General features: G+C 50.2%; 25 protein-coding genes. 9 read left to right on the forward strand and 16 right to left on the reverse strand.

Going from position 1 to position 25,441, the window contains the following annotated elements:
* Window positions 1-60 precede the first annotated feature (60 nt).
* Window positions 61-2,406 carry a DEAD/DEAH box helicase gene (locus H8K26_RS00945; RefSeq protein ID WP_190476680.1) on the forward strand — a complete coding sequence of 782 codons (2,346 nt, stop codon included), beginning with the start codon at window positions 61-63 and terminating at the stop codon, window positions 2,404-2,406.
* A gap of 80 nt (window positions 2,407-2,486) precedes the next feature.
* Here H8K26_RS00945 and H8K26_RS00950 read toward each other — a convergent pair whose 3' ends face one another.
* Entirely contained in the window at window positions 2,487-3,428 is a 942-nt protein-coding gene (locus H8K26_RS00950; protein WP_190476682.1) for a peptidylprolyl isomerase, read from the reverse strand.
* Window positions 3,429-4,005: 577 nt separating this feature from the next.
* On the opposite strand from H8K26_RS00950, the gene H8K26_RS00955 reads away from it, so the two are divergent.
* Window positions 4,006-4,521 carry a hypothetical protein gene (locus H8K26_RS00955; RefSeq protein ID WP_190476684.1) on the forward strand — a complete coding sequence of 172 codons (516 nt, stop codon included), beginning with the start codon at window positions 4,006-4,008 and terminating at the stop codon, window positions 4,519-4,521.
* Between the two features lie 131 nt (window positions 4,522-4,652).
* On the opposite strand, the gene H8K26_RS00960 is transcribed toward H8K26_RS00955, so the two are convergent.
* Both H8K26_RS00960 and H8K26_RS00965 read right to left on the reverse strand, forming a co-directional pair.
* Window positions 4,653-5,558: a DNA ligase gene (locus tag H8K26_RS00960; RefSeq protein WP_190476686.1), complete on the reverse strand. Its 906-nt coding sequence runs from the start codon at window positions 5,556-5,558 to the stop codon at window positions 4,653-4,655.
* A gap of 116 nt (window positions 5,559-5,674) precedes the next feature.
* On the reverse strand, window positions 5,675-6,160 hold the full coding sequence (locus H8K26_RS00965) for an arsinothricin resistance N-acetyltransferase ArsN1 family B (RefSeq protein ID WP_190476688.1): 486 nt from the start codon (window positions 6,158-6,160) through the stop codon (window positions 5,675-5,677).
* Between the two features lie 292 nt (window positions 6,161-6,452).
* Here H8K26_RS00965 and H8K26_RS00970 point away from each other — a divergent pair, with 292 nt between their 5' ends.
* A complete protein-coding gene (locus H8K26_RS00970) occupies window positions 6,453-7,442 on the forward strand; it encodes an LLM class flavin-dependent oxidoreductase (RefSeq protein WP_190476689.1) in 990 nt (329 codons plus the stop codon).
* A 97-nt stretch (window positions 7,443-7,539) separates the two neighbouring features.
* Here H8K26_RS00970 and H8K26_RS00975 read toward each other — a convergent pair whose 3' ends face one another.
* The 5 genes from H8K26_RS00975 to H8K26_RS00995 all read right to left on the reverse strand — a co-directional run bounded on the left by H8K26_RS00975 (window position 7,540) and on the right by H8K26_RS00995 (window position 13,671).
* Window positions 7,540-10,788: an efflux RND transporter permease subunit gene (locus H8K26_RS00975; RefSeq protein WP_186896053.1), complete on the reverse strand. Its 3,249-nt coding sequence runs from the start codon at window positions 10,786-10,788 to the stop codon at window positions 7,540-7,542.
* Between the two features lie 2 nt (window positions 10,789-10,790).
* Window positions 10,791-11,993, reverse strand: coding sequence for an efflux RND transporter periplasmic adaptor subunit (locus H8K26_RS00980; protein ID WP_190476692.1), 1,203 nt, complete (start codon window positions 11,991-11,993; stop codon window positions 10,791-10,793).
* Window positions 11,994-12,279: 286 nt separating this feature from the next.
* A complete protein-coding gene (locus H8K26_RS00985; protein WP_186884014.1) occupies window positions 12,280-12,759 on the reverse strand; it encodes a low molecular weight protein-tyrosine-phosphatase in 480 nt (159 codons plus the stop codon).
* A 240-nt stretch (window positions 12,760-12,999) separates the two neighbouring features.
* On the reverse strand, window positions 13,000-13,254 hold the full coding sequence (locus H8K26_RS00990; protein ID WP_223826776.1) for a hypothetical protein: 255 nt from the start codon (window positions 13,252-13,254) through the stop codon (window positions 13,000-13,002).
* Window positions 13,255-13,278: 24 nt separating this feature from the next.
* Window positions 13,279-13,671 carry an MAPEG family protein gene (locus H8K26_RS00995; protein ID WP_190476694.1) on the reverse strand — a complete coding sequence of 131 codons (393 nt, stop codon included), beginning with the start codon at window positions 13,669-13,671 and terminating at the stop codon, window positions 13,279-13,281.
* A gap of 271 nt (window positions 13,672-13,942) precedes the next feature.
* Here H8K26_RS00995 and H8K26_RS01000 point away from each other — a divergent pair, with 271 nt between their 5' ends.
* Together H8K26_RS01000 and H8K26_RS01005 are read left to right on the forward strand one after the other, a co-directional pair.
* Window positions 13,943-14,278: a hypothetical protein gene (locus tag H8K26_RS01000; protein WP_190476696.1), complete on the forward strand. Its 336-nt coding sequence runs from the start codon at window positions 13,943-13,945 to the stop codon at window positions 14,276-14,278.
* A gap of 255 nt (window positions 14,279-14,533) precedes the next feature.
* Window positions 14,534-14,854 carry a hypothetical protein gene (locus tag H8K26_RS01005; protein WP_190476698.1) on the forward strand — a complete coding sequence of 107 codons (321 nt, stop codon included), beginning with the start codon at window positions 14,534-14,536 and terminating at the stop codon, window positions 14,852-14,854.
* A 206-nt stretch (window positions 14,855-15,060) separates the two neighbouring features.
* Here H8K26_RS01005 and H8K26_RS01010 read toward each other — a convergent pair whose 3' ends face one another.
* Window positions 15,061-15,942: a hypothetical protein gene (locus H8K26_RS01010; RefSeq protein WP_190476701.1), complete on the reverse strand. Its 882-nt coding sequence runs from the start codon at window positions 15,940-15,942 to the stop codon at window positions 15,061-15,063.
* Between the two features lie 350 nt (window positions 15,943-16,292).
* Between H8K26_RS01010 and H8K26_RS01015 the strand changes: the two genes are divergently transcribed.
* The gene (locus H8K26_RS01015) at window positions 16,293-17,045 is read left to right on the forward strand and encodes a substrate-binding periplasmic protein (RefSeq protein WP_190476703.1); all 753 of its coding nucleotides are present in this window, start codon (window positions 16,293-16,295) and stop codon (window positions 17,043-17,045) included.
* 45 nt (window positions 17,046-17,090) lie between these two features.
* Here H8K26_RS01015 and H8K26_RS01020 read toward each other — a convergent pair whose 3' ends face one another.
* The 5 genes from H8K26_RS01020 to H8K26_RS01040 all read right to left on the reverse strand — a co-directional run bounded on the left by H8K26_RS01020 (window position 17,091) and on the right by H8K26_RS01040 (window position 20,236).
* Window positions 17,091-17,681 carry a hypothetical protein gene (locus tag H8K26_RS01020; RefSeq protein WP_190476705.1) on the reverse strand — a complete coding sequence of 197 codons (591 nt, stop codon included), beginning with the start codon at window positions 17,679-17,681 and terminating at the stop codon, window positions 17,091-17,093.
* Between the two features lie 144 nt (window positions 17,682-17,825).
* Entirely contained in the window at window positions 17,826-18,074 is a 249-nt protein-coding gene (locus H8K26_RS01025; RefSeq protein WP_190476707.1) for a DUF3297 family protein, read from the reverse strand.
* Between the two features lie 93 nt (window positions 18,075-18,167).
* Window positions 18,168-18,962, reverse strand: a complete 795-nt coding sequence (locus H8K26_RS01030; RefSeq protein WP_190476709.1) for a tRNA-uridine aminocarboxypropyltransferase — start codon at window positions 18,960-18,962, stop codon at window positions 18,168-18,170.
* 327 nt (window positions 18,963-19,289) lie between these two features.
* Window positions 19,290-19,985: a DUF3334 family protein gene (locus tag H8K26_RS01035; protein ID WP_190476711.1), complete on the reverse strand. Its 696-nt coding sequence runs from the start codon at window positions 19,983-19,985 to the stop codon at window positions 19,290-19,292.
* A gap of 35 nt (window positions 19,986-20,020) precedes the next feature.
* A complete protein-coding gene (locus H8K26_RS01040) occupies window positions 20,021-20,236 on the reverse strand; it encodes a hypothetical protein (protein WP_190476713.1) in 216 nt (71 codons plus the stop codon).
* 530 nt (window positions 20,237-20,766) lie between these two features.
* Here H8K26_RS01040 and H8K26_RS01045 point away from each other — a divergent pair.
* Entirely contained in the window at window positions 20,767-20,964 is a 198-nt protein-coding gene (locus H8K26_RS01045; RefSeq protein ID WP_190476715.1) for a hypothetical protein, read from the forward strand.
* Between the two features lie 222 nt (window positions 20,965-21,186).
* Here H8K26_RS01045 and H8K26_RS01050 read toward each other — a convergent pair whose 3' ends face one another.
* Both H8K26_RS01050 and H8K26_RS01055 read right to left on the reverse strand, forming a co-directional pair.
* On the reverse strand, window positions 21,187-21,807 hold the full coding sequence (locus H8K26_RS01050; protein ID WP_190476717.1) for a glutathione S-transferase: 621 nt from the start codon (window positions 21,805-21,807) through the stop codon (window positions 21,187-21,189).
* Window positions 21,808-22,271: 464 nt separating this feature from the next.
* The gene (locus tag H8K26_RS01055; protein WP_190476719.1) at window positions 22,272-22,736 is read right to left on the reverse strand and encodes a very short patch repair endonuclease; all 465 of its coding nucleotides are present in this window, start codon (window positions 22,734-22,736) and stop codon (window positions 22,272-22,274) included.
* A 155-nt stretch (window positions 22,737-22,891) separates the two neighbouring features.
* Between H8K26_RS01055 and dcm the strand changes: the two genes are divergently transcribed.
* Both dcm and H8K26_RS01065 read left to right on the forward strand, forming a co-directional pair.
* The gene (dcm, locus tag H8K26_RS01060; RefSeq protein WP_223826777.1) at window positions 22,892-24,133 is read left to right on the forward strand and encodes a DNA (cytosine-5-)-methyltransferase; all 1,242 of its coding nucleotides are present in this window, start codon (window positions 22,892-22,894) and stop codon (window positions 24,131-24,133) included.
* 74 nt (window positions 24,134-24,207) lie between these two features.
* Window positions 24,208-25,428: an MvaI/BcnI family restriction endonuclease gene (locus H8K26_RS01065; protein ID WP_190476724.1), complete on the forward strand. Its 1,221-nt coding sequence runs from the start codon at window positions 24,208-24,210 to the stop codon at window positions 25,426-25,428.
* The last annotated feature ends 13 nt before the right edge of the window (window positions 25,429-25,441 follow it).

Raw genomic sequence — 25,441 nt, forward strand, 5'->3', positions numbered from 1 at the left:
GTAAACTACGCCCCAAATCTAGTCGCATCCTGCGATATGAGTGAAATAAGCGAGCATCGCATGTCTGAATCTACTTCCCCCATCTCTTTTTCCGATCTGCAACTGAGTGCGCCTTTGCTGCGCGCCTTGCAAGATGTCGGCTACGAAACCCCGTCACCTATTCAGGCGGCGACCATCCCTTACCTGATGGATAACCGCGACGTCCTCGGTCAGGCGCAAACCGGCACCGGTAAAACGGCCTCATTTGCTTTGCCAATTTTGTCGCGCATCGACATTCGGCAGACGACGCCGCAAGCACTGGTGCTGGCACCGACCCGCGAACTGGCGATACAGGTTGCCGAAGCATTCCAGACCTATGCGCGGCATATTCCCGGTTTTCACGTGTTGCCGATTTACGGCGGACAAAGCTATGGCCCGCAATTGTCGGCACTGCGCCGTGGTGTGCACGTGGTTGTCGGTACACCTGGTCGCGTGATTGATCACCTCGATAAAGGTTCACTCGATTTATCTGCGCTCAAAACGCTGGTGCTCGATGAAGCCGATGAAATGCTGCGTATGGGCTTTATCGATGACGTCGAACGCATTCTGCAGGAAACACCGGAAAATCGTCAGACTGCCTTATTTTCGGCAACGATGCCATCGGCTATCAAACGCATTGCCCAGACATATCTGAACAAGCCTGCCGAAGTCACGATTGCGGCTAAAACCGGCACCGCCGACAATATCCGCCAACGTTACTGGCTGGTGTCCGGCATGCATAAACTGGATGCGCTGACCCGTATTCTGGAAGCAGAAACTTTCGACGGCATGATCATCTTTGCACGTACCAAGCTCGGTACCGAAGAACTCGCCGCCAAGCTTGATGCCAGAGGCTTTTCCGTGGCCGCGATCAATGGCGATATCAACCAGCAGCAACGTGAACGCACGATCCAGCAACTGAAAGACGGCAAGATCGATATTCTGGTAGCGACTGATGTGGCCGCGCGTGGTCTGGACGTTGAACGTATCAGCCACGTGATCAACTACGACGTGCCGTATGATCCGGAAAGCTACACGCACCGTATCGGTCGTACTGGCCGCGCTGGTCGCAGCGGTGAAGCGATATTGTTCATCACACCGCGTGAGAAAAATCTGCTGAAAGCGATAGAACGTGCGACCCGCCAGCCAGTGTCACCATTGGAATTGCCGACGATACAGACTGTGAACGATGTCCGTATTGCCCGCTTCAAAGATCAGATCACTGCTACATTGGCGCAGGACGGCTTGCAAGAATTCACATCGTTGATCGAAGCTTATGAACAGGAACACAATATTCCTGCCATCGAAATCGCAGCTGCCTTAGCAAAAATGGCGCGCGGCGATGAACCATTGCTGCTCGATAAAAATCGTCGTGAAGTTAAAAACGATGACAGCTGGCGCGATGAACGCCCTGCCCGCAGCGATCGCGGTGAGCGTCCTTCACGTGAACGTGGTGATCGTGGCGAGCGCGGCGATCGTGGCGACAGATTTGAGCGCGAAGACCGTGGTGCACGTCGCGAACATAGCCCGCGCGTTGCCGAACCTGGCATGCAAACCTACCGCATCGCGGTTGGCCATGAGCATGGTGTGAAGCCCGGTAATATCGTTGGTGCGATTGCAAATGAAGCGAATATCGAATCGAAATTCATCGGCCGCATCGATATTTACGACGATTACACTATCCTCGATCTGCCTGATAATTTGCCAGCAGACATGCTTGATCATCTGAAGTCGGTACGGGTGGCCGGTCAGTCTTTGCGTATCAGCGCCGAAAAAACGGGTGCCGCCGCTGCACCTGCCGCGCGCCCTGCACGTGCTGAAACTCGTGACGAACCGCGTGCTGAGCGCGCACCGCGTATCGTTGACAGCGCACCCGGTAGCCGTTTGAATCAGGTGGTCGATCGCGCTTTCACTAGCAAAGAAGACGACGAACCACGTCCGGCTAAATCGAAAAAAGACAAGGAAAAAGTCAGCATTCCTATGCAGACTTATCGTATCGAAGTCGGCAAGGCGGATGCCGTCACGCCGGCGAATATCGTCGGCGCGATTGCCAACGAAGCGGGGCTGGAAGCGAAATACATCGGTCGCATTGCTATTTTCGACGATCACAGCACACTCGATCTGCCGGATGGGATGCCGAAGGAATTATTGCAGCAACTCAAGGATGTCTGGGTTGCCGGTAAACAAATACGGATCAGCGCAGTTGGCTCATCAAGCGGCGGCATTGCGGCGGATTTTCCATCCGGCCCGAAACGTGGCGGCGGCGATCGTCGCGTTGCTGAAAAAGCGCATGGCAAACCGGGTTTTAAATCCGCTAAACCAGGCGAACGCCGTCCATCCAAGTTCGATAAAGACAGTGGTACCACGCGTCGTAAGTCAGCTAAATAAGACTGTCATTGTTGCGATATAAAGGAATAAAAAAAACCGCCAAAATGGCGGTTTTTTTATCGCTGACCAGAGTGTCGCAATTATTTTTTTGCTGCTTCTGCTGGCGCTGCAATCGGCGCTGGTGTTGCAGCTGGGCTGGCTGCCGCAGCGGAAGCTGGCGCGGCTGGCACTACAGCGGTGATTTCAATTTTTGCTTTGGCTTTCAGATCATCAAAAGTCTTTTTCAGATTTTGCTGTTGCAATTGCTGAGTCAGAGGTGCTTTGACATCGTCCAGCGCAGGCACTGCCAATGGGCGGCTGTCGTCGAGAATGATGACGTGGTAACCAAATTGCGATTTGACTGGTGTTTCAGTGAATTTCCCTTTTTCCAGTTTTGCGACCGCTTCACCGAATTCCGGCACCATGCTGCGTGGATTAAACCAGCCCAGATCGCCGCCTTTGCCTTTGGAACCAGGGTCTTGTGATTTTGCTTTTGCCAGACCGTCGAATGCTTTCACATCTTTCTTGATTTTGGCGATGATGTCTTTGGCTTCTTCTTCGCTGGCGACCAGAATATGGCGCGCTTTAAATTCTGTGCCACCGGCAGTAGTTTTGAATTTATCGTATTCCGCTTTCAGCGCTTCATCGCTGACGGTCGCGGTTTTCATGTAGTCTTTAACGTAGGAATTGGCGAGGATAGACAAACGCGCCATGTCCAGTTGTTCTTTGACTTCAGGTACTTTATCCAGACCTTTGTTCGTTGCTTCCTGCGCGACCAGAATTTGCATTGCCAGTTGGTCGATCACCATTTTGCGTGTTTCTTGATTATCCGGCATGCCTTGCGCTGCTTGCTGCTGCATGATCTGATCCAATTGTTTTTTGCTGATAGGCGTGCCATTCACAGTCGCAGCGACTGCTTCTTTGCTTTCCGCAGCGGCAGAAGCCGGGGCTGACGCTGAAGCGGCTTTATCCTTATCATTACAAGCGCTGAGCGCGAACAGAGCAATAGCGCTACCCAAAACTACACGGGATTTGATCGACATGAAAATTTCCTTAAATGTGAACTGCGGTTGAAATTCGTTTCAGCTGCGACGCAGCATTATCACGATTTTGCAGCAGACGACAATGTCTGATGCTTCCAAAATAAAATTGCCGCTGAATTTTACCCGCAATGCGTGGTGAGTTGTAGAACTCATTTCATCAATAGGGATGAGTGCGAGCAAGACGATTCGGGATGCAGTGCAAGGCGTCGTCGCGCAGCTAAGGCTGGTGCCTTAGCAAGCGGCGCAACGTAGCAATGCGCTCGAATCGCCAGCTCCCGGAGGGTTTGCCTCATAACGCGTGCCGGACTGCGTTGGACTCGTTGTCAATAGACCCGCTATTGACTGCCTCGTCCGCCTTGCCAGCCCACGTTATGAGACAAACGCATCTCACCCCTATTGATGAAATGAGTTCTGGCTATTCATTTTTCATGACTTTCTCAGGATTTTCTTCTTTGAGCAATGTTCTGCCAACGGCACAGAAATGCAGATAAATACGTCCATTTCACGGTGTATTGTTTTCCAACTGCGCGACAGGCAGCATACAATGCAAGCTGATTCTATACAGTGAGCATGCACCATGAGCGATACCAGCAAAGATACGATCCCTGACAATCTCGCCGGGATGCTGCCGGTCGGCATGATTAATGGCGGTGGCACCGCAGCAGCGGCGATGGCGCAAGTCGCGCAGCGCAAGCGCGGTGTGCCGGGCTGGGAGGCCTTTCATTACGAGCGGATTTCACCGACAGAATTTGAAGTGACAGGTGGCGTTGCCGTGAATATCGGCGGCGTCAAAAAATTTCAGACCACGGATGACGCGTTGACGGTGACAGAAGCGGAAGTGCTGGCCGCGATGCGCGCGACGCAGGAAGTCGTGCCGCCCGTGCCGCAGGCTTTACTGGAACAGGATTTACTGGTCGCGGATATTGGTAAAACCGTCAGCGGCACTGAGCAGCAGTTTTTGAAAGTGGTGTTTGCCTTGCCTGCCGATGCTGCTGGCAGGCAAAGAATTTTGCAGGCATTTCAGTTACAGGCGAATTTTTTCGGCGCGAAAGTGCAAGCCTGTTCTTTACATGAAACGCAACCTTACAACTGATTTTGACCAATATTTTTACGGATATTCGTGTTTTTTACAATGAATGTCCGCATAGAATAAGGGTCGCAGCCCAATAGTCGGCTGCGACCCTTATTTATCAAGGAGTTTGAGTTTTTTATTGCGCGGACTGTTTATTCACTGTCCCTGACACGCAGGAAGGTCGCAAATTTTGGTATGCCATTCGCGTTCAGATCGCGATAACGATAGGTGACCGTGCTGCCGATGGCGGGTGGTGATTGCCGTTGCGCGTCGCTCAGGCCGCTGCCGAGCCGGAAGCGCTGACCTTCCGGCGTTTGCACCAGCAAGGCACCGAGCAAACCCTGATATTTTCCGTGCCCGGGTTCATGGCCGATGACCACGGCTTCTGCATCCAGATGTAATTTGAGTTTCAGCAGCACATCCGAGCGGCCGGTCTGCCAGACGGCATCCGCCTGATGCAGCATCAAGCCTTCCGCTCCCTCGCTGACGATTTTTTTCAACAGCGCCTGCAGTTCGGCGTGGTCGCTGATGCGCTGCTGCGGCAATACCTGTAACCAGGGCGCTTGGCTACCCGCAATGCTCTGCCTGAGCGTGACCAGACGCTCGCTGAAATTGCCGCTGCCTTCGGGTAATTCATAAATTTGATAGCTGATTTGCCGCCATTCTGCCTCGTCAGGCATCTGCCGCCGGACTGCTGCAGACAAGGCTTCAAAGCGGCGTCGCCCCATCCATAATTCACCGTCCAGCGGATGTGCCGGCAGGGCGGCAATGAACCATGCGGGTGCTTGTATCAGGCGGCCACTGCGAAAGCGCAATTGCTTACCATCCCAGATCGCCCGCACACCATCGAGTTTTTCACTGACCAGATACGCCGCCGGATTCACTTTCGCATGGTAATTGCGCGCCAGCAGTATCGCCGGTGCGTCGATGTCGGTGGCCGCGATGGCGCTATCTGGCAGCAATGCCAGTGGCGTAACGACACCAGCGAGGCACAGACTCAGAACGAGCGCGCGTAACCGGGGCAGAGGCAAACGTGAAGGCAGAGGATTGCAACGCATAATGAGCTTTCTGTCGAATGAATCATCAGTGAAATCAGTGAAAAATGAGAAGACTGAGAACGGACACAGAGTACTGACCAGAGTGCAGCATCGCCATCAGACCGATTGGCCCTTATTCACAGCTGCTTTTCCCAGTAACCAACATCAATCCAGCGGCCAAACTTAAAACCTACTTCCTTGAAGTGGGCGACCTTTGTCATACCAAATTTTTCATGCAGCGCCACGCTGGCCGGATTCGGCAGGGAGATACCCGCAATGACTGAATGCATGCCACGTTGTTGCAGATCGTCGATCAGATGCACATACAGTTGCGAGCCGATGCCGCTTTGTTTGCGTTCAGGGCTGATGTAGGCGGATATTTCAACCGAAAACCGGTAAGCATGGCGGGTTCGCCAAGGGCTGGCGTAAGCGTAACCCAGAATGACGTCATCTTCCTCGCAGACGTACCACGGCAAACCCGCTGCAAATACGGCAGCGATACGTTCTGCCATAGCTGGTGCGCGCACGGTGGTGTCTTCGAAGCTGATGGTCGTGTTCAGAACATAGCGGTTATAAATGGCGCAGATTGCAGCGGCATCGTCAGCGTTGGCTAAACGGATCACAATTCATCCTTTAACAAAATCAATGTGCGGCAAGGGCTCTTATTGGAGGAAGAAATATAAGGGCTTATTCGTGTTTCTCATCCTTATTCGCAAAAAGCCTCAAAAATCGAATTGATTATGATATTTATTTATTATTTTGTCTTGTGGCTTTTACATCATATTTGTTCTTTGTCATCTCTGTTCCGGCTGTTCGCAGCAGGCAAAACAGACTTCGCTGATAATAGGCATCCCAGCATTGCTTGTCTGAGTCCGGGAATCGCCCGCCACAAGCTTTGCATGACAGGCAAACGATATGGCTCTTCTTTCTATTCTTGATCTTTCCCCGATTGCACAAGGGACGGAACCTGCGCAATCCTTTAAAAATTCGCTCGATCTGGCGCAGCATGCCGAACGCTGGGCTTATCACCGTTTCTGGCTGGCAGAGCATCACGGCATGCCTGGCATTGCCAGTGCCGCCACAGCTGTCCTCATTGCCCACGTAGCTGGCGGTACGCGGACTATCCGCGTCGGTGCTGGCGGCATCATGCTGCCGAATCACTCGCCGTTGGTGATCGCCGAACAGTTCGGTACGCTGGAATCGCTGTTTCCGGGTCGCATTGATCTTGGCCTGGGTCGTGCGCCGGGTTCCGATCAGCGTACTGCACGGGCTTTGCGACGTAACCTGAGTTCAGATGCCGATGAATTTCCGCAAGATGTGGCGGAATTGCTCGATTACTTTTCTGATGAGCCGCACTCTGCCGTGAAGGCGGTACCGGGGGCTGGTTTGCATGTGCCGGTGTGGATACTCGGCTCCAGCCTGTATGGCGCGCAACTCGCGGCAGCGATGGGCTTGCCGTATGCGTTTGCCTCGCATTTCGCGCCGCAGCAGATGATGCAGGCCGTGGAAATTTATCGTGCCACGTTCCGGCCGTCGGCGTATCTGGCAAAGCCGTATGTGATGCTGGGATTCAATGTGTTTGCTGCCGATACCGATGACCAGGCGCATTTGCTGGCAAGCTCGGCGCAGCAGGCTTTCGTCAATTTACGCAGCGGCAGACCGGCGAAAATTCCACCGCCAGTAGAAAATTTCATGCAACAACTGGGTGAAGGCGAGCGCGCATTGTTGAACCAGATTCTGGCCTGTTCGGCGATAGGATCACCAGCGACGGTCACACAGCAGATGCGTGATTTCATTTCCCGCACCGGTGCCGATGAACTGATGATCGCCTCGAATATTTTTGAGCATCAGGCACGTCTGCATTCATATGAAATCGTGGCAACAATAAGTTCCGCCTTGTCGTAAAAAAAGCCTGCCAACTTTCGGTTGGCAGGCTGTAAAAAATGCTGGAGGATACTTAGGAGAAAACCCCAGCACGGGGATAATCGTTGCAGGCCGTCGCTTATTTCACCTGATCTGCACCTGACAGGCTCACTGTGGCAACGCCAGTGCTGGCTTTGCGCCCACTGATGAGCCGCCACAATTTAAGCAGGCTGCGATAGATCAGGCGGACAAAGGTCAACGTGAAAAATGCTTCCAGCATAGTGACGATAAATGCCAGCGATGGATGATAACGGGTGCCACGCGCATGCATCTTGTCCATCATGCGATCTTTCGCAATTTCTATGCTGTCGTAGAAGGTTGGTACGACCAGCAAGGTCAGCAGGGTTGAGGTGATGGTGCCGCCGATAATGGCGATTGCCAGCGGACGGTAAAATTCACCGCCTTCACCCAGCCCCAGAGCGACTGGCATCATACCGGCGATCAGTGCGAACGTTGTCATCAGAATCGGACGCAGACGCACGCGGCCAGCCTGCATCAGCGCTTCTTCGCGGTTCATACCTTCGGCTTCATTTTTACGTGCCGCATCGAGCAACAGAATCGCATTTTTCGCCACCAGACCCATCAGCATAATGACGCCGATCAGACTCATCAGATTGATCGTGCTGCCGGTGATCAACAAGGCCAGTACGACGCCGATCAGCGATAAAGGCAGCGACAGCATCACGCCCAGCGGCGCAGTGAATGAGCCGAACTGCATCACCAGAATCAGATACATCAGACCGATACCGGACAACAATGCAATCATCATCGCGCCGAACACTTCTTCCTGATCCTGACCCGAACCGGTAATGTTCAGACCGTAGCCTGGCGGATAGTTGAACGACTCCGCCAGTTTCTTGGCATCGGCAATCACTTCACCGTTCGAGCGACCCTGTGCATTGGCAGAAACGGTGATCGTCCGCTTGCCGTTACTGTGCTCAATGCCCGATGGCCCTTTGCCCATGCTGATACTGGCGATCTGATCCAGCGGCACCATCTGGTTAGTTCCGGTGATGGCGATCGGCAGGCGTTCGATGTTTTCTTTGCTGACACGGTCATCCGGATGCAGGCGTACCGCAACGTCGCGGGTTTCACCGGTAGGATCGACCCAGTCACCGACTTCTATCCCGGCAAATGCAACGCGCAACGCTTGTGCTGCATCATTCGAAGAAATGCCCATAGAATTGGCCAGGCCGCGGTTCAGTTCTATCTTCAGTTCTTTTTTCGGATCTTGCTGAGACAAGCCGATATCGACCGCGCCCGGCACGTTCTGCAGTTTTTCCATGTAAGCACTGGTAATTTCCAGCAGCTTGCGTGAATCCGGGCCGGTAAATTCTATCTGCACCGGTTTCCGTGCACCGTTGTTCAGATCATCCAGAACAGTGTATTCCGCACCGACCAGGGGTTTGATTTTATTCCGCAATTCAACCGCAATTTCTTTGGCGCTGCGTTTGCGTTCAGTCCGCTTACCGATGTCGACATAGATACGACCACCCGACGGTGTGATATTACTGTTAGTGTCTTTGGTCTCTGCGATCGTGCGCGCAATGGCGGCTGCTCTTTCCATTTTCAGTCGCGCATATTCCAGAGATGACGACGCCGGTGTCCGCACTTCTATCATCAGGTTGCCGGAATCTGCGGTCGGCAAAAAGCTGGTACCGCCCCATTTGACTTGCAGACCGAGAGCCGTAATCAGGCTGACCAGCGCAATTGTGCCCATCCAGCGGCGATGATGTAAAGCCCAGGCAATCACACGGCCATAACGGTCAGCCTGATGATCAAACCAGTCATTGAAACGTGCCAGTATTTTTCCCAAACCTTTTTTCGGCGCGGTGTGATGATCTGGTGGATCGCCCCAGTAAGCAGATAACATCGGGTCCAGCGTGAATGAAATACCCAGACTGACCAGTACCGAGCAGGTCACCGTCAGCGCGAAAGGCCGGAACCATTCACCCGGCATACCCGGCATAAAGGCGACAGGAATAAATACCGCAATAATCGAAAATGTGGTTGCTGCCACCGCCAGACCGATTTCAGCAGTGCCTTCCAGCGCTGCCGTGCGGCGGTCTGACCCCATTTGCATGTGCCGCACAATGTTTTCACGGACCACGATCGCATCATCGATCAGCACGCCAATCGCCAGTGACAGACCAAGCAGGGTCATGAAATTCAGGGTGAAGCCACACAACCATACCGCGATAAAGGCTGCGACCACCGAGGTTGGTAAGCTGAGTGCCGTAATCAGTGTGGAGCGCCATGAGTTGAGAAACGCATACACCACAAAAATCGTCAGACCGGCACCGAGTACCAGCGATTCAATCACGTTATTCAGGCTGTTCTGAGCATCTTTACCGCCATCGCGCGTGATTTCAAGCTTGGTGCCAGGCTGATCTTTTTCAAAACCGCCATTAATTTCTTTCACCATTTCGCGCACGGCGGTCGCAACGCTGACCGTGCTTGCTTCACGCGATTTCGTGATTTGCATGCCGACATTCGGTTTGCCGCTGCGTATGCTTAAACCATTGATGTCGGCAAAGCTGTCTTCAATAGTAGCGACCTGCGCAAGACGCACGATCTGATCGCCATTCCGTTTGACGACGATGCCCTGAAATTCCTCCGGTGATTCTATACGTCCCACCAGACGTATGCTTTCTTCATCCAGCTTGCCGCGAATTTTTCCGACCGGTGCGTTGGTATTCTGATTGCGCAGAGCATTCACGACTTCGCCGACGGATACGTTAAATTCGCGCAGTTTTTCAGCTCGGAGTAAAACCGATAATTCGCGTTTCAGCGAGCCATTCACAACCACTGTGGCAACACCGGGAACTGCACGGAATTTATCGGCCAGCAGGTCTTCCGCCATCCGTGAAATTTCGGCATGGCTCAGTTTGCTTGATGACAGCGCCATGTTGATAATAGGTTGCGCCGATGGATCCCAGCGTTTGATGACAGGTTCACGCATTTCTGTCGGCATTTTGTAGCGCACTGCAGAAATCACATTGCGCACATCATCACTGGCTTCGATCATGTTCTTTTTAAACACGAATTCAATGTCGAATTCAGCAAAGCCCTCGTTTGCCGACGAATACAGGGCTTTCACACCCTGTACGCTTTGCAGCGATTTTTCAAGACGGTTGATAATTTCACGTTCTGCCGTATCTGGTGAAGCACCGGGATAAGTGATGATCACCGATAAGCCGGGAACTTCGACATCCGGATTCTGATTGACCCGCAATTTGCTGAGTGCCAGCAAACCCAGTGCCATCAGGGCGATGATCATCACGATGGTGGCGATCGGTCGCTTGATACTGAAATCAGATAAAAACATAATCAGTTGCCTCCGCTGGCGATAGTGGTCGATGCCGGCAGATTCGCACCGATAGCCACGTCGACTTTTGGTGTTGCTGCCATTTCGATTGCCTGTCCGTCTCTGAAGCTGGAATTCGGGCTGCGCATCACGACATCACCCTCAGTCAACCCGCTGCGCACTTCGTAGTGACCGGTGCGCTGATCGCGTTTTCCTATATTCAGATCAACCCGTTTCAGGGCTTTTCCATTAATCCGCCAGGCATAGGATTTATCTCCTGCTTTCACTAATGCGCCTTCCGGTAACGTGAGGGCATTCACTGTCGTGGATTCGATATTGCCTTCGGCGTACAGGCCTGATACGCGCGGCTGATTACTGTCAGCAAATGCCACCAGCACCTCCACCTGACGCGTGACATCGTTCGCCGCCGGGTCAACACGAGTTACCTTGCCGCGGAATTCCTGACCGCCATAACCATTGATGCGGAAGCTGACCGGCTGACCGATTCTGACCTGGGCAATTTTGTCGGCAGAAACACGTCCGGTAAAACGCATACTGGTCGGGTCGATGACTTTGACCAGTTCTTTTCCAATTGCTGCGGTATCGCCGGCAGAGACTTTGCGTTCGCTGACGACACCGTCAAACGGTGCCCGCACGATTGTGCGTTGTAATTGCTGGCGCGCGGTACTGGCCCGGGCGCGGGACGCGGATAATTCGCTGCGAGCCGCGTTGACTTTGACTTCCGCCTCATCGAGCGCCTGTAATGAAGTCATTCCTGAGGCCCGCAGTGTCTTCAGCCTTTGCAGCGCACGATCTGCCTGATCCAGTGCGAGCGCTGCGCTGCGCGCATTGTCTTCGGCTGAATTCAGATTTTCCCGGATAGAAGTTTCATCGAGTCTGACCAGTACATCTCCGCGCTTGACGACATCCCCGTTCTCTTTCAGCACCTGCAGCACGATCGTGGACACTTCTGCCCGCAGATCTGCTTTACGTTCAGGCTGAATTGAACCGGTAACGACCGGGCCGGATGCCAGCGCATTGCTTTGCACCTTCATGATGTCTTCCGGAGCGATGATCAGTTTTGGCGCTGCCGCGGTATCCTGTTTATCCGCTTTGCTTGTGGCGCTGCTGGCAGAAGCCGCATTTTTTGGTTTTTCTGCTTCTTTATTGCTGCAAGCGGCGAGCGTTGAGGCAATAGCGAGGACAATAAGTGTTTTTCGTAACATGAGAGGTCTCTTGCGCAAGTGAGAGGGACGGGATGATACTGAACCGGAAGTATTCCGAAGTCGCCGTGCTTGGACAAGAGGCAAGGATTTAAGTTGCCTTTTTTGATGGATGAAATGCTAATTTCAGGGGATGAAATGCATTCAGGGATGAAGCAACGTGGAATATCAGCGACGTATTTGGGACAGACGGGAGGATTTCCAATACGGTGATGCTGTGCCCGGAATGCATGGAATGTCCATACAACAGGCTATTTGTGGCGATCAGTCTGTAAAAAGTCTTTGAGGCTTACTTTTGTAAACGGGCAACCAGCCCTTCGGATGCGTCTTCAATGTAATCCAGCACCAGATCAAAGCCGCTCACGCCGCCATAATACGGGTCGGGCACTTCTTCCGCCTGAGTATGTTGGGCGTAATGCATCAACAGATCCAGCTTATGCTGATAGGGTTCAGGACACGCAGCCTGAAGTAGGGCGAGATTACTTTTATCCATCGCCAGCAGCAGATCGAAGTTAACGAAATCTTCCGCTTTTATCTGGCGTGCCCGTTGCTGTGACAAATCAAAGCCACGTTTGACCGCAAAACCATGTGAGCGCGCATCGGGCGGTTCACCGATGTGATACGCATGTGTCCCGGCGGAATCGATAACTAATTGTTCTGATATCCCCGCCGCTTTCGCTTTGGCGCGAAACACTCCCTCCGCCGTGGGAGAGCGGCAGATATTCCCCATGCAAATGAAGAGAATAGAAGTAACTTTAGGAGGGTTCATTTTAGCGCAACGGCCAATAGCTGCTATTTGTAACGAGCGGGGGACTGATGTTAACACGCTGGGAAAGGGAAAAAGCGGTTCACTGGGCGGGTAAATGTCAACGATTTATAAATTTATTGTTCCTGCGTTGAGGCGGAATGATGTCCCGCGAAATAAATTCCTGAGCATTGCCAGAATGCACAGAAGAAAACAATGTCGCAAATCACTACGACTTATCGCAGCATGTTTGCTCTCCTTTGCTTATTCGTTACGGTAAATGTATAAGGCCGCGCATAGTACCGTGCCAGTGGCATACAGCCAGCGCGTATCGCTGCCAGTGAGGTAAGGGTAGAGCATCAGCGCAATTCCCAGCCATTTACACTTCGTTTGTTCCATCTTTTTGCCGTAGCGATACGCCGCAAAGCCGATGATGCCAAAAAGAAGAGCGCCAAAAATATACGCGGGTGTCGGCAACATACTGAATAAAGTTGCCTGTAATTCCTGTTCATCCATCATCTGTTCCTGTGATTGAAAGACGTTTCAAGACATCAGTAAGATTGCGATATTCACCGCAATGCCGGCTGTCCAGACCAGGCTGCGCAGATTGCTCATATTTGTCAGGTATGTCGCGACGTAGATCAGCCGCAGACCAATAAATATCATCGCAAGCGTATCAATGCATCCCTGATCTGCATGCGCTTGCTGCGCGAGAACGACTGCTGCAATAAACAAAGGCAAGGCTTCCCAGCCATTTTGTTGTGCGGCATTCGCGCGTTGTCGCCAGCCTTGTAACTGCTGCGCCCATACACGTGGTTGCTGGTTGTTATAGCGACCTTCTTCCCGCGACAGTTTCGCCGACTCCGCCTTTGCCAACCCAACCGTGATGATGGGTAACAGACATGCTGCCAGTACACACCAGTTTGCTAAAGTCATGAAGTTTCTTCTTTCTGAATTTTAAAATTCGCCACGTAGCATGCGTGGCAGATAGTAGTCCTGTTTCGGTAAAACGTCACAGCGTGCAGCATAAGATGCGATCAATAAATGCAGCATCGACAAAGGAAATAAATTCCCTTTATTTTTACGACGTAACAATTGGCTACAATTCTGCGGCAAATATCGTGTCAACAGAAATCAAGCGGGCTGCGTTCTTGGCTTACGTAGATTGACTACGCAAAACAAACTCAACGAAAGAACAGGACCTATCATGAAACAAGTTATCGCCGCTATCATCGCAACTACTTTCGCAATGGGTACAGCGTTCGCCCAGACACCAGCAGCCTCAGCTGCTCCTGCCAAAGCAAGTGCGCCAGCCGCTGCTGTAAAAGCCGAAGCGAAAGCCGAAACAAAAGTAGCGCCACCAGCCGCGGTTGCAGAAGTAAAACCTGCCAGCGCAGCAGCAGAAACAAAAGCGTCAGTACCATCGGCAGAAAAAAAATCTAAGCATGTGAAACACATGAAAAAAGAAGCGAACACAGAAGTCAAAGCAGATGCAAAAGCAGAAGTAAAAACAGATACAACAAAGACGACACCAGCAAAATAATGGTTTGATTTTTTTGCCTCTGAATTGAGGTAAAAGACCGGCGTAACATCATTGATGTGCGCCGGTTTTTTTATACACGATGAAAACGTACTGCATTCTTTGTAGCTGAAAAACAGATATAAAAATACGGGAAAATAAAAAAATAAATACATCAATTTTTTTCAAAAACATGTCAACACAATGTAGCAAGGCCGCGTTATTAGCTTACGTAGATTGACTACGCAAAACAAACTCAACGAAAGAACAGGACCTATCATGAAACAAGTTATCGCCGCTATCATCGCAACTACTTTCGCAATGGGTACAGCGTTCGCCCAGACACCAGCAGCCCCAGCTGCTTCTGCCAAAGCAAGTGCGCCAGCTGCTGCAGTCAAAGCCGAAACGAAAGCGGAAACAAAAGTGACACCGCCAGCACCAGTAGTAGAAGCAAAAGCAGCCAGTGCAACCGCAGAGAAAAAAGTAAAGCATGTAAAACATGCGAAAAAAGAAGCGAAGAAAGAAGCTAAAGCAGATGCAAAATCAGAAGTGAAAACTGAAGTCAAAGCAGAAGCAGCGAAGACAGCTCCAGCTAAATAATTCAGCTCAAAAAAACGGCGCATATCAGATGATATGCGCCGTTTTTTTTGATCAAAGCATCCGTGATACGTAATTATCATCTTGATGAAAATACACAACTCAAAGCAGACGTTTTCTGATCTGTATTCTTAAAAATTTTTTCTTTAACAGATTAATACCTGTGAACGATGAGAAAAAATTTCATCTGTTTTAATTCCAATTCATTCTCAAAGCAATCCGATTTTTTGCAGTGAATTTTTCAGTTCTTTTATATTTCCCTGTTCCGGCCAGCCGGTAACCTTGCTGCTGAGTTTTCCATTTTTAAAAAAATAAAAAGTCGGCGTTCCCCAATGGTCAATGTCTTTCCATTCCTGTCCTTGATAAACCATGGTCATTTGAAAGTTGGGAAAAGAACGATTCCACTTCTGGATGTCGTGAAAGTAACTGTGGCGCATTTGCGGAACCAGCCATTTTCCATGTTCGCGAAACACCGTCATCAAGGCGGGATCTTGCGAAATATCGCGTACCGCATTTCTGGAAAAATGGCATCCTGGGCTGGATACCACAATAATTTTTGCGCCCTGATTGATGTCAACATTTCTTCGTAATAAAGATAAGCTGTTTGCTTCAATCAGCCATTCTGTTGGCATCTGAGCGGATAAATCAGGCGCTTCCCGATGTGCAGGCAAAGCGTCATTCACTGATAGTTTGTGCCGTGCCAAAAGTGCGTCTGCCTCTTTCAACATTCTGACCTGCAAGAGCGCGAAATATAACTTTGTATAGTGTTCTTCAGTGATCAGTTTGCGCTCTTCTGACACCTTGGAAATACGCTGCAGATATTCTACATATTTCGTTTCAGCGGTATAAAAAGCGGTCATGTCTGCCGCGCGAAAAAGAATTTTTAAATCAGATGGCGTGGTTAATTTTATTTTTTCTGCATCCAGAAACGGAAGCATAAGGCGATCGAAAGCATTTGCCACTGCGATTGCCTTAGTTGATGTTGTTTCCGTCGCGGCATTTGCAATGTTATCCAACTCGGCGGACTGCTGTTCCAGCGTTTGCGAATACGCACCGCTCGTACTGAGTATTGCCATTAAAAATATGAGCATCAGCTTGTATAGGAATGAAAACAAATATTGCGTCATAAAATATTGGAAGAAAATTACTCAATGGTGAAAAGGGAATGCCAGAAAATGATCCGGCAACGATACTCAGATTTGAGTCTGAGTATGCGTACCGTAGTGATCAACAGATTTATCCTGGTTGACTAAAGAATATCTGACACGAATGAATTTGTTAACTTTAATTCTCTTTTTTGGCCGAGCCTGTATCACAAAATTCTTCTTACAGATCGAAAACGAAATAAACGCGTATATCGTGGTTTCTTGCGCACGGGGATGCGGTCAAGATGTGGTTAAATGTGAGTTCAATATTTATCGCCACTGACCGACTTCAATGTATGAAGAAACAAGTGTTTTGCTTACTTGGATTGTTTTGCGCATGGCAAGCATCTGCAACGGATTTACGCGTAGCGATATGGGAAAGTGCTGCGCCATATAACGTGAAAACTGAAAGCGGCTGGAAAGGGCCATGTGTTGACGTCTATCGTGCGATAGAGGCAATTGATCCGCAGTTGCATTTTTTGCTGGATGACGATCCTATGCCGATTCGCCGTATCGAATATGAGCTCAGCGCCGGGCGGCGTGACATTATCTGTGGCGCCAGAAAGAATGCATCGCGTGAAGCTGCTGGTATGCAGTTTCTGAAACAGGGTTTGCACACGACGGGTTATCGGCTGGCAGTCAGAGCTGGTGATGATGTCGTTGTGAATAACTGGAGCGATGTGAAAAAATTGGGCAAGGCCGGCAAAGTGCTGATCATGCAAGGGCATGCCGAGGTCGAACGCTTGCAGCAGTTAGGCATTATCCTCGATAGCGGCACACCGACCGCCGAACAGAATCTGATCAAACTGGAAGCAGGTCGCGGCAGATTTTTTTATCACCGCGATTCTTTTTTTAAGAGCGGTGCCTACTCACCGAAAAATCATCCGAATATCCGATTGCTCCCCGTCATACTTGACCCCAGCCCGGCCTATATTGCGGGTGGAAAAATGGTTCCGAAAGAAGTAATGGCGCAGATTGACAATGCCTTCAGCAAACTTGTGCGTAACGGTGAATTAAACCGCATCATCAAAGCAAATGCTCTCGATTAAATTTCATTCGCAAACTTGCTGAACGCTTTTCCTGCGCTGATTTTTTCAACGCTCTCCCATATAAATCACACGTGGGCAGGGCGATTGTGGTGATTTCTGCGGGCACCAGAATGACACCGTGATCGACCAGCGCCGACAAGAAATTTCAACCAGATCCGCTGTGTCGCCCATGCCCATAGTGCAGGTTGACTGCAGCGCTGCATCGAGCGATTTCGCCTGAAAATATCCGTAGGTGCTGATGGTTTGTATCGCTTCTGTTGCGCGTTGCGGTGGCACTGTTCCTGGTCGCACAATCAGCTTACGCGCTTGCAGTGGCACGATTGTTTCCACCTCTGCCGCGCCACAACTCCATTGCTTACCATCGCGCCCGCATTGGGCAACGTAATATAAAGGCTGGGTCTTGAGTTGCGCATGCGGACGGCATTTCACATCGGCGTAATTTGCCTTGTCCGCCTGAGCGCTGAAAGCGCGCGCATCAATCTCTGCAACGCCGACACCGAATGGAATGCCACAGACCAGTTTTTCTAACAACAGATGTTCGTTGCGACTGAGTCTGACAGGAAAGGTTTGTTCATCTGCATTTGCATAGGCGGTGGCAGTCAGCGTTGTGACCAATGCCAGTAAAAGCAATGGCATCAGTCGATGCCAGCCCGCTGTGTTCATGCGCTTTGTGGCGCGAAAATGGCCTGACCAGCGCATGAATACAGGGACTTTTTCATTTGAGTTGCAGTAATGATAGATACAGACGCCATCGTCAGATTCGCGCCTGAGCGGCAGACATCAGCGATAAAACGCCTCGACCTCACCTTTGACTTTGATCATCAGCGGATTGCCTTTACGGTCACGCGCCTTGCCTGCTGGCACGCTGATCCAGCCTTCGCTGATGCAATATTCTTCGACGTCCAGACGCTCTTTACCGTTGAGCTTGATGCCCACTTCGTGTTCAAACACGGCGGCGACGTAGTAAGGGCTGCGCGGATCAACCGACAGGCGATCCGGTAATGGGGGGAGTTGTGTAGTATCGTTCATAGGCCGAATTATCCACCAGATGCGCAGTCTGTTCAATGCTGCTGTCGATTTTGCTGTCAGCGACGGATATTTCGCGCCAGCTTTGTCGTGTCATCAGGCTTGGGGCGTTGATGTTGCCGCTGCCGCCAATGCGCGCAAACGCTGATGGAAATCGTCTTCCCAGTCCACCTTCAATTGCTGTTTGGCGCGCAGATAATGTTCGCTGAACACATCCAGATACGCTTCCAGCGTTTGCGCGGCGAACACATCGCCCGCCAGTTGCAGACATAAACCGGCGACTTCCGATGTGCACAAATGTTCATCACGACGCGAACGGCGCAAACGGTAGCGCGACAATTGTTCCGGCAACAGACTCAGCACAGGAAATTGTTCCAGATACGGGCTTTTTTTGAATATTTTGCGGGCTTCCGGCCAGGTCGCATCGAGCAAAATGAACAGCGGCCGTTTCTTTGTGATTGCGGCTGCGGGTTCGCTGGAATCCGCAACGTTCTGTTCCGGTAGTAATTGCGTAATCACCCGCTCTGGCGCCACAAATTCACCCGGAAACACCACATATGGCTGCCATTGCGGGTCCGCCAGCACCGCCAGCAAGGCGGGATCCACTTCCGTGCGCGCCCAGCCAAATGCCATCGTATCCGGCACCACATCAGCGATCAGCCAACCTGTGTTACTGGGCTTGAGCGCTTCATGTTCTGCCATGATCAGGCACACCCCGGCACGCGTCGGCACCACAGGACGCAGCGCGCAGATGCAATGGCTGAGTATCAGGCGGCAGCCACCGCAACGCTCGCCATGCGGCCCGCCGCGCGCCAGAAACGGTCGCGTGCTGCGTGCCAGACGGGCAGTACGTAAGCGGGAAACAGCATGCGGTGGGTGAGTGGTATTCATCAGGGAAACTCAGGTGCGACAGACGATTGCCGCGCGATTTATCATTCAGACAGGGCGCGTATCTTGGCATGAGCGACGCGACATTGCAAACCCCGCATTAAATGGACTTCTGCCGGGTGATGCTGCCAACAGCCAATATCTATGCGGGGATACAGGGGTATGCCTTGGAAACCCGCATGAACATTAGGGGGTGTTTACAGCAAATTGGCTGAAAATGCGTTTTGCCAATAAAAAACGCCACGTAAGCCATATCGTTACGTGACGTTCTTTATTTTTCAAAACAGCTGTTGCGTTGATCAGGTGCAGATCAGCCACAGACGCCGGTGCTTACATGCCTAACGAACGTAACAGTTCATCGCTTTCGTCATCCACCACCGGTGCGGCTGCGGCTGGCGCTGCTTTGCTCTGGTCGGCTTGTTCCATATCCAGCAAGGCATCCGGATCAATGATTTCGCTGGAATCAAAATCATGCAATTTAATGAATTCCGTGCGATCAATCGCGAGTTCGAGATAGAAAATATTATTGTTTTCAGTGAAAAACGACACGCGACGGATTTCAGGGCGATCCAGCGGCGTATCCACACTCAGCATCACCTGCTTATTCAGCACCAGCATTTTTGGTTGATTCTGGGTGATGTTGGTTTGCAGTTCCCGGCGTATTTTGCCGGTAAAGTCCCCAACGATCTGATTCATCAGTTCGCCGAGGATATTTGACACTTCGTCCGAGCTGAACGACGAGGCGAGTTCCGATTTCGGCATGCCCATGCTGAGCATGTATTTTTCGTAAATTTCCAACGCGGCGTTGCCTGCAAAATTCAACACTACCAAACCGGAAAATCCACCGTCAAATAAGACGAAACAACCGATATCCGGCTTCAGACCGATTTTGGTAATTCTTTGCACCATCGCAGAGTAATGAATCTTGCTTTGCGTCGCTACGTTCAGTACTCGCGTGACCGAATTGCATAAACTGGTCAACAGATCTTCTGTTCCGTAGACAACTCTTTTTTCTTCGTTACTCATGACCAACTCCTGAATTAGGTTTCTTGAAATGATTGTTATCTATTGTTATTTTGTCCGCGCAGTGGCCGATGCGCTATGACCGACACGTTGGCTGACACGTTCGCAGACACATCGTTTCGCCCAGCGCCGGGAGTAATGTCGTGCCGTCGCGCTTCGCTGGTAAATACCACACGAAACAGGGCGATACGGCTAAGCAGGTTTGCCATCGGTTCTCGCAAGTATGTTTGCGGTGACAGGGCGAAGCCAGACATGATTTTCTCCTCTGCGTGGCAGTGTTACCGGGAACTCAGCGCAGCGTCAATCGCCGCACGCAGAACACTTGTACCATGGAAATAGATAAGAATATTCAATGGTACACGCTGCGTCCAGATGTTTCACGTTTTCTGTGCGATTTGGGACAGGCAAACGCCTGTAAAGGCAGGCGGTTTTATCGGATTCCCAAGTTTCTGCACGTTTTCTTAGCTTCATGATACAAAATGAAGCAAAACATGCCTACAAATAACGCCACAACGGCGGCTCACTTACAAACCCGGTTGCTGATAAAAGTAGCATTTCGCGCTTCTTTCAGGCGCAATAGCTGCGTCTTTGTTATCACCGGAAATAAAGGTGTGTTGCAAGTCAGCCGGATAGATTGTTGAAACGTTAAGTTTAAACAGTGGTGATGGCCTGCCACTCGCTCCGGCATGCAGGGAACCAAGCAACAGCATGCCGGTCTATCAAATGACGAAGCGACCAACGACATGTCTGCTTTGCCAAATTAAATCAATCTGAGAGTGAGACTATGAAAAAAATCCTGCATATCCTGAGCCTGGTCGCCATCGTTGCCAGCTTAAGCGCCTGTATTTCGGTCGTTGAAAGCACTGCTGAAGCTGGCAAACAAATCAGCGTGATGTCGCAACAAGCCGTTGCCACTTGTGGTCAGGGTAATGTCGATAAGGTGACTACGACCAGTTTTACCTGCAAACAGAACAGCCGTTAAGCAATACGCTGACGCATAAAAAAACAGCCGGTGTTGATACCGGCTGTTTTTTTTGAAGCGGAAAAAGAGGCGGCAAAAAATCGCACGAAAACCCGGGTCTGCGTTCAAGGTCTGAAATTCCATGCGGCTGCTGGCAGCATTTCAGGCTGCAGACCTGATCAATACACAGTCTTGCAGACGTTATTCGGCTGGTTGCCGTACTTTTTGTTTGTCACTGCCGCTTTATTGAGCAAATTTCGCGTAATACGCCTGCACCGCAGGCAAGGCCGCGATGCGCTGATTATGCGCATTCAGCGCCGGTGCAACTTGCGCCACCAGATCGGTCGGCACATGATCCAGACGACCGGCATTCAAATTACGGATATCCACAAACACCTTCAGATCGGCGATCGTCAGGCGACCATCAGCAAAGTATTCGCCGCCTTGCGCCAGCAAACGCTGCTCCAGCCAGCGCAGATAAACCGGCATCGAACCGTTCACCAAAGCCAGGCGCGCTGCCTTTTGCTCTTCACCCGTCATACGATAAGTCGGGCCCATCCTGATACCCGCCTCTTCCACGACAAAGCTCACCTCGTCGCAGTACAAAGCCTGCAACGCATCTTGCGGATACAGACCCGCCAGCTTGCCCGCATAACGCAGGATCGCATCACACTGCGTCAGTTGCACACCATCCACCTCTAGCACTGGCACCTGCCCGAACGGCGTCGCTTTGCGCACGTCGGCAAATTCGGGATAGCTGAAACGATGATCTTCAAACGCCACCCCGCCTAGCGCCAACGCCAGCCGTACTGGCTCACCACGGCCACCATGAAAATCGAAATAGGTCAGTTTAAGTTGCGGCATGCTGTCTCCTGAAAGCGAATAAAAGCGGAACTAAAAAATTGGCTGCTTTGGGTGCGTGACGAACCCAAAACCCGCGCCATCATAGCAGGGTCAGCAAGGGGTGGCAGAATGCCGGATTTTATGTGTGTGCATCTGACTCGCTTGAAACAGCATGTCGATATTGATGCTGCCAGACAGACTAATTCAGTCAGAATGAAATGAGACTCATCGTCCGTAGACCATCTCATATTGAAGATCTAAACTCAAACAAACAACCAGATTAACTATCACATTTGTTGGAGAATAGAATGACCGGATATATCGAGGAAGTGATTGACGACATGGTTATATGGATAGAGCCTGATCCAGACCATTTTCGGGGTGGGTACGTCTGGTCAGTGAGCCTGAATCAGACCGAGCTCGATTGCGGACTAAGCTACTCACCAGAAAGTGCAAGAAGTGACGCGAAGAAAGCGGTTTCCGCCTTACTTCACAGACGCTCCGCTGATTTCAAGACTCTTTGAATTGCTGTTAATGATCCAGTCTTCCACACAGTCGATCAGATAATCTGCTCTGAGGCGCGTTTTTCCTTTTAGTGCACATTCCCAGATAACCGCATAACGCCATTCAGATGCCAGCAGCTGAGTCTGGTGACGCTGATCCCGCGCGATATTGTCGGAGATCTTAGCCAGCCAGAATGCCGTTCTGGTTTGAGGTATTTTCGACAGATGGCAGCGGTGCCCGTGCCAGAAACAGCCGTTGATAAAAATAAGCGCTTTATACTTTTTCAATACGATGTCCGGGGTGCCAGGTAAGCCTTTGTCATGCAGACGATAACGAAATCCCCGGGCATACAATGCCTGCCGGATCAGTAACTCTGGTTGAGTATTTTTTGCTTTGATAGCACGCATATTTTTTGAGCGTGCTGCCTTGCTGTGAACATCTGCCATCGCACCACTTTTTGTTTGCACACACAGACCAATGATATTGGTTTTGAGATAGAACTATAAAGCTCATTTATAATTTACTGTGTTTACACACAGTAAAAACTTGACTGGGTTAAAAATTGGACGTATTGTCCTGTAAAATTCCCAGCGAGATGTTTATGCCAGACCCAATTCAAACCCATGATTCCGACGCAGTGCTTCAATATTTAGCGGCTGCCCGCCAATTTAAAACTCAAGAAGAAATAGCAACAATACTGGGCGTCAACGCTCGCCAGGTAAGACGCTGGGAGGCACGTGAAAATGAACCTCCGCCTTACTTATCCTATGCTCTTCAGCAAATTTTACCGCTGGGTGATAGCGATCCTGATGCTGCGAAGAATGCTGCATTCACTTTCATCGATTTGTTCGCCGGAATCGGTGGTATTCGTCAGGCCTTTGATAGCGTTGGTGGTCATTGTGTATTCACTAGTGAATGGGATACTTACGCGCAAAAAACTTATGCGCACAATTATCCTAATAACCACCAGATCAACGGTGATATTACCCAAATCGCTGCCGAAAATATTCCAGATCACGATGTATTACTCGGAGGCTTTCCTTGCCAGCCTTTTTCTATTGCGGGAGTATCCAAGAAAAATGCCCTGGGTCGTGCACATGGTTTCAACGATGAAACGCAAGGCACATTATTCTTCGACATCTGCCGCATCATCGATGAAAAAAAACCTCGGGCATTTTTACTGGAAAACGTGAAGAATCTGACATCGCATGACAAGGGCCGAACCTTTGACGTCATCAAACGTAGCCTCGAAGAGCTGGGATACACCATGAGTTATCGCGTGATCGATGGCGCACACTTCGTACCACAGCATCGCGAACGTATTCTGATCGTTGGTTTCCGCAATGACCTGAACATACAATTCGATTTACACGGATTAGATTTACCGCCCAAAGGTGAGCGAAAACTCGGCGATATTTTGCACAAGACCGATGGCACGGAACCTTTTCTCCCTTGGGATGATTCGGCCTACTTCGATCACAAAAACAAAAAACCTTTAGACAAATATACGCTCACCGACAATCTGTGGACTTACTTGCAAAACTACGCAGCGAAGCATAAGGAAAAAGGTAATGGATTTGGCTTTGGCCTCGTCACCAAAGATAGCGTCACGCGAACCCTGTCTGCTCGTTATTACAAAGATGGTTCTGAGATTTTAGTTAGCCAAGGAAAAAACAAAAATCCAAGAAGGTTAACGCCCAGAGAATGTGCTCGCTTAATGGGCTTTCCTGACACCTTCAAAATTCCGGTATCAGATACCCGTGCGTATAAGCAGTTTGGAAATTCAGTCGTTGTGGATGTGATGAGCTACATCGCAAACGCAATGTCTACTCATCTTACTTAGAGTAAATTCATAATCGTTGTTCATTTGCTTATTCGCCATTAGACTTTAGTACCTTTGTAAAGCCAATTTTTCCAATGAATCAAAATATCTTGACGCTTGAAGACTATGTTCGAGCAATGGTGCAGGCAGCGGGCAGACGTCTTAAATCTGGCGAAATATTGGCGAAAATTCTTACCAAGAATGATGATTCTGGTCGCCATGGTGTTCTCATACCAACGGAACATTATGATTTTTTCCCTGAGTTAGAGATTGTCGATATCAATGAAAACGCAACGACGTTTTTCAATGCGTTTGACAGCATCACCTGTAAGCCTGTTGAACTAGCTTGGAAGTATTACCAACGTTACCCAGAGCGACGCATCACCCGACTCAACGGCATTCTTAACGACAAGAATCATGGTTTTATTTTGGCTGTCTTTGTTAAAGCTATGCATGAGGATGGCTCTGAATCGTATTACATTGATGGGGCATTATCAGATGAGGGAAATAAATTTGCGCAAATTTATCCCTTACTGTTCTCTGAAAAGTTAGATCCAGAACCAGGACTTGTTGCGCTTCGCGACATCAGTTCAACCGAACTACAGTTTGACGAGCCTCTTACGGACCTTCTTCAAAAGTTCGATCAAATCGCAGAGATGGGATGGGTTAAAAACTTGCGTAGCGGTGACACGGGTATTGGTTACACCTTCGAGTCATTGGTAGGGATTGAAGAGAATAATGATAAGAAAGCCGATTATCGCGGTATCGAAATCAAATGCAAAAAATTGAAATCAGAAGGCACGCGTTCAACGGGAAAGATTAACTTATTCCAAGAAGCTCCAGTATGGGCGGAAAAGCTCAGTAATTATGCGCGACTTGAAAAAATAGGAAGGCTCAACGGCGATGGTAGATTGGCTTGTTACTCGCAGCTAACGACAAAGGAGAATAACCTCGGTCTTCTTCTTAAGGCAAACGATGTTAATGCCATAGTCGAATTACTAAAACAATTCGAACAAATCGGATATTGGCCGTATCAAACGTTGGAAGATCGCTTACTAGAAAAACACAGTCGGACAGCATTTATCAAGGCGGAAATTTCAAAAAGTGGTACACAGTTCAAATACAAAGAGTTCGTCTATTGTGAACAGCCTTCAATACAAAAATTCATCCAACTTGTTTTGAGTAATGAAATTGTTTTTGAGTTTACGATGTCCGAGAAAGAAAATCGGAAAGTGCGCAACCACGGATATCCTTGGAGACTGAATCATGAAGATCTGTTAGATCGTCTCTTTTCTACAAAACTGCAGCTTCGTTGAGTCAGTGCGTGCA

The sequence above is a fragment of the Cognatundibacterium aquatile genome (assembly GCF_014699135.1).
Classification (GTDB): Bacteria; Pseudomonadota; Gammaproteobacteria; order Burkholderiales; family Burkholderiaceae_D; genus Undibacterium; species Undibacterium aquatile.

Coding starts and splice junctions, on each gene's coding strand:
- H8K26_RS00945 (WP_190476680.1), top strand. CDS start 61: ATGTCTGAATCTACTTCCCCCATCTCTTTTTCCGATCTGCAACTGAGT.
- H8K26_RS00950 (WP_190476682.1), bottom strand. CDS start 3,428: ATGTCGATCAAATCCCGTGTAGTTTTGGGTAGCGCTATTGCTCTGTTC.
- H8K26_RS00955 (WP_190476684.1), top strand. CDS start 4,006: ATGAGCGATACCAGCAAAGATACGATCCCTGACAATCTCGCCGGGATG.
- H8K26_RS00960 (WP_190476686.1), bottom strand. CDS start 5,558: ATGCGTTGCAATCCTCTGCCTTCACGTTTGCCTCTGCCCCGGTTACGC.
- H8K26_RS00970 (WP_190476689.1), top strand. CDS start 6,453: ATGGCTCTTCTTTCTATTCTTGATCTTTCCCCGATTGCACAAGGGACG.
- H8K26_RS00975 (WP_186896053.1), bottom strand. CDS start 10,788: ATGTTTTTATCTGATTTCAGTATCAAGCGACCGATCGCCACCATCGTG.
- H8K26_RS00980 (WP_190476692.1), bottom strand. CDS start 11,993: ATGTTACGAAAAACACTTATTGTCCTCGCTATTGCCTCAACGCTCGCC.
- H8K26_RS00985 (WP_186884014.1), bottom strand. CDS start 12,759: ATGAACCCTCCTAAAGTTACTTCTATTCTCTTCATTTGCATGGGGAAT.
- H8K26_RS00990 (WP_223826776.1), bottom strand. CDS start 13,254: ATGATGGATGAACAGGAATTACAGGCAACTTTATTCAGTATGTTGCCG.
- H8K26_RS00995 (WP_190476694.1), bottom strand. CDS start 13,671: ATGACTTTAGCAAACTGGTGTGTACTGGCAGCATGTCTGTTACCCATC.
- H8K26_RS01000 (WP_190476696.1), top strand. CDS start 13,943: ATGAAACAAGTTATCGCCGCTATCATCGCAACTACTTTCGCAATGGGT.
- H8K26_RS01005 (WP_190476698.1), top strand. CDS start 14,534: ATGAAACAAGTTATCGCCGCTATCATCGCAACTACTTTCGCAATGGGT.
- H8K26_RS01010 (WP_190476701.1), bottom strand. CDS start 15,942: ATGCTCATATTTTTAATGGCAATACTCAGTACGAGCGGTGCGTATTCG.
- H8K26_RS01015 (WP_190476703.1), top strand. CDS start 16,293: ATGAAGAAACAAGTGTTTTGCTTACTTGGATTGTTTTGCGCATGGCAA.
- H8K26_RS01020 (WP_190476705.1), bottom strand. CDS start 17,681: ATGCCATTGCTTTTACTGGCATTGGTCACAACGCTGACTGCCACCGCC.
- H8K26_RS01025 (WP_190476707.1), bottom strand. CDS start 18,074: ATGAACGATACTACACAACTCCCCCCATTACCGGATCGCCTGTCGGTT.
- H8K26_RS01030 (WP_190476709.1), bottom strand. CDS start 18,962: ATGAATACCACTCACCCACCGCATGCTGTTTCCCGCTTACGTACTGCC.
- H8K26_RS01035 (WP_190476711.1), bottom strand. CDS start 19,985: ATGAGTAACGAAGAAAAAAGAGTTGTCTACGGAACAGAAGATCTGTTG.
- H8K26_RS01040 (WP_190476713.1), bottom strand. CDS start 20,236: ATGTCTGGCTTCGCCCTGTCACCGCAAACATACTTGCGAGAACCGATG.
- H8K26_RS01045 (WP_190476715.1), top strand. CDS start 20,767: ATGAAAAAAATCCTGCATATCCTGAGCCTGGTCGCCATCGTTGCCAGC.
- H8K26_RS01050 (WP_190476717.1), bottom strand. CDS start 21,807: ATGCCGCAACTTAAACTGACCTATTTCGATTTTCATGGTGGCCGTGGT.
- H8K26_RS01055 (WP_190476719.1), bottom strand. CDS start 22,736: ATGGCAGATGTTCACAGCAAGGCAGCACGCTCAAAAAATATGCGTGCT.
- dcm (WP_223826777.1), top strand. CDS start 22,892: ATGCCAGACCCAATTCAAACCCATGATTCCGACGCAGTGCTTCAATAT.
- H8K26_RS01065 (WP_190476724.1), top strand. CDS start 24,208: ATGAATCAAAATATCTTGACGCTTGAAGACTATGTTCGAGCAATGGTG.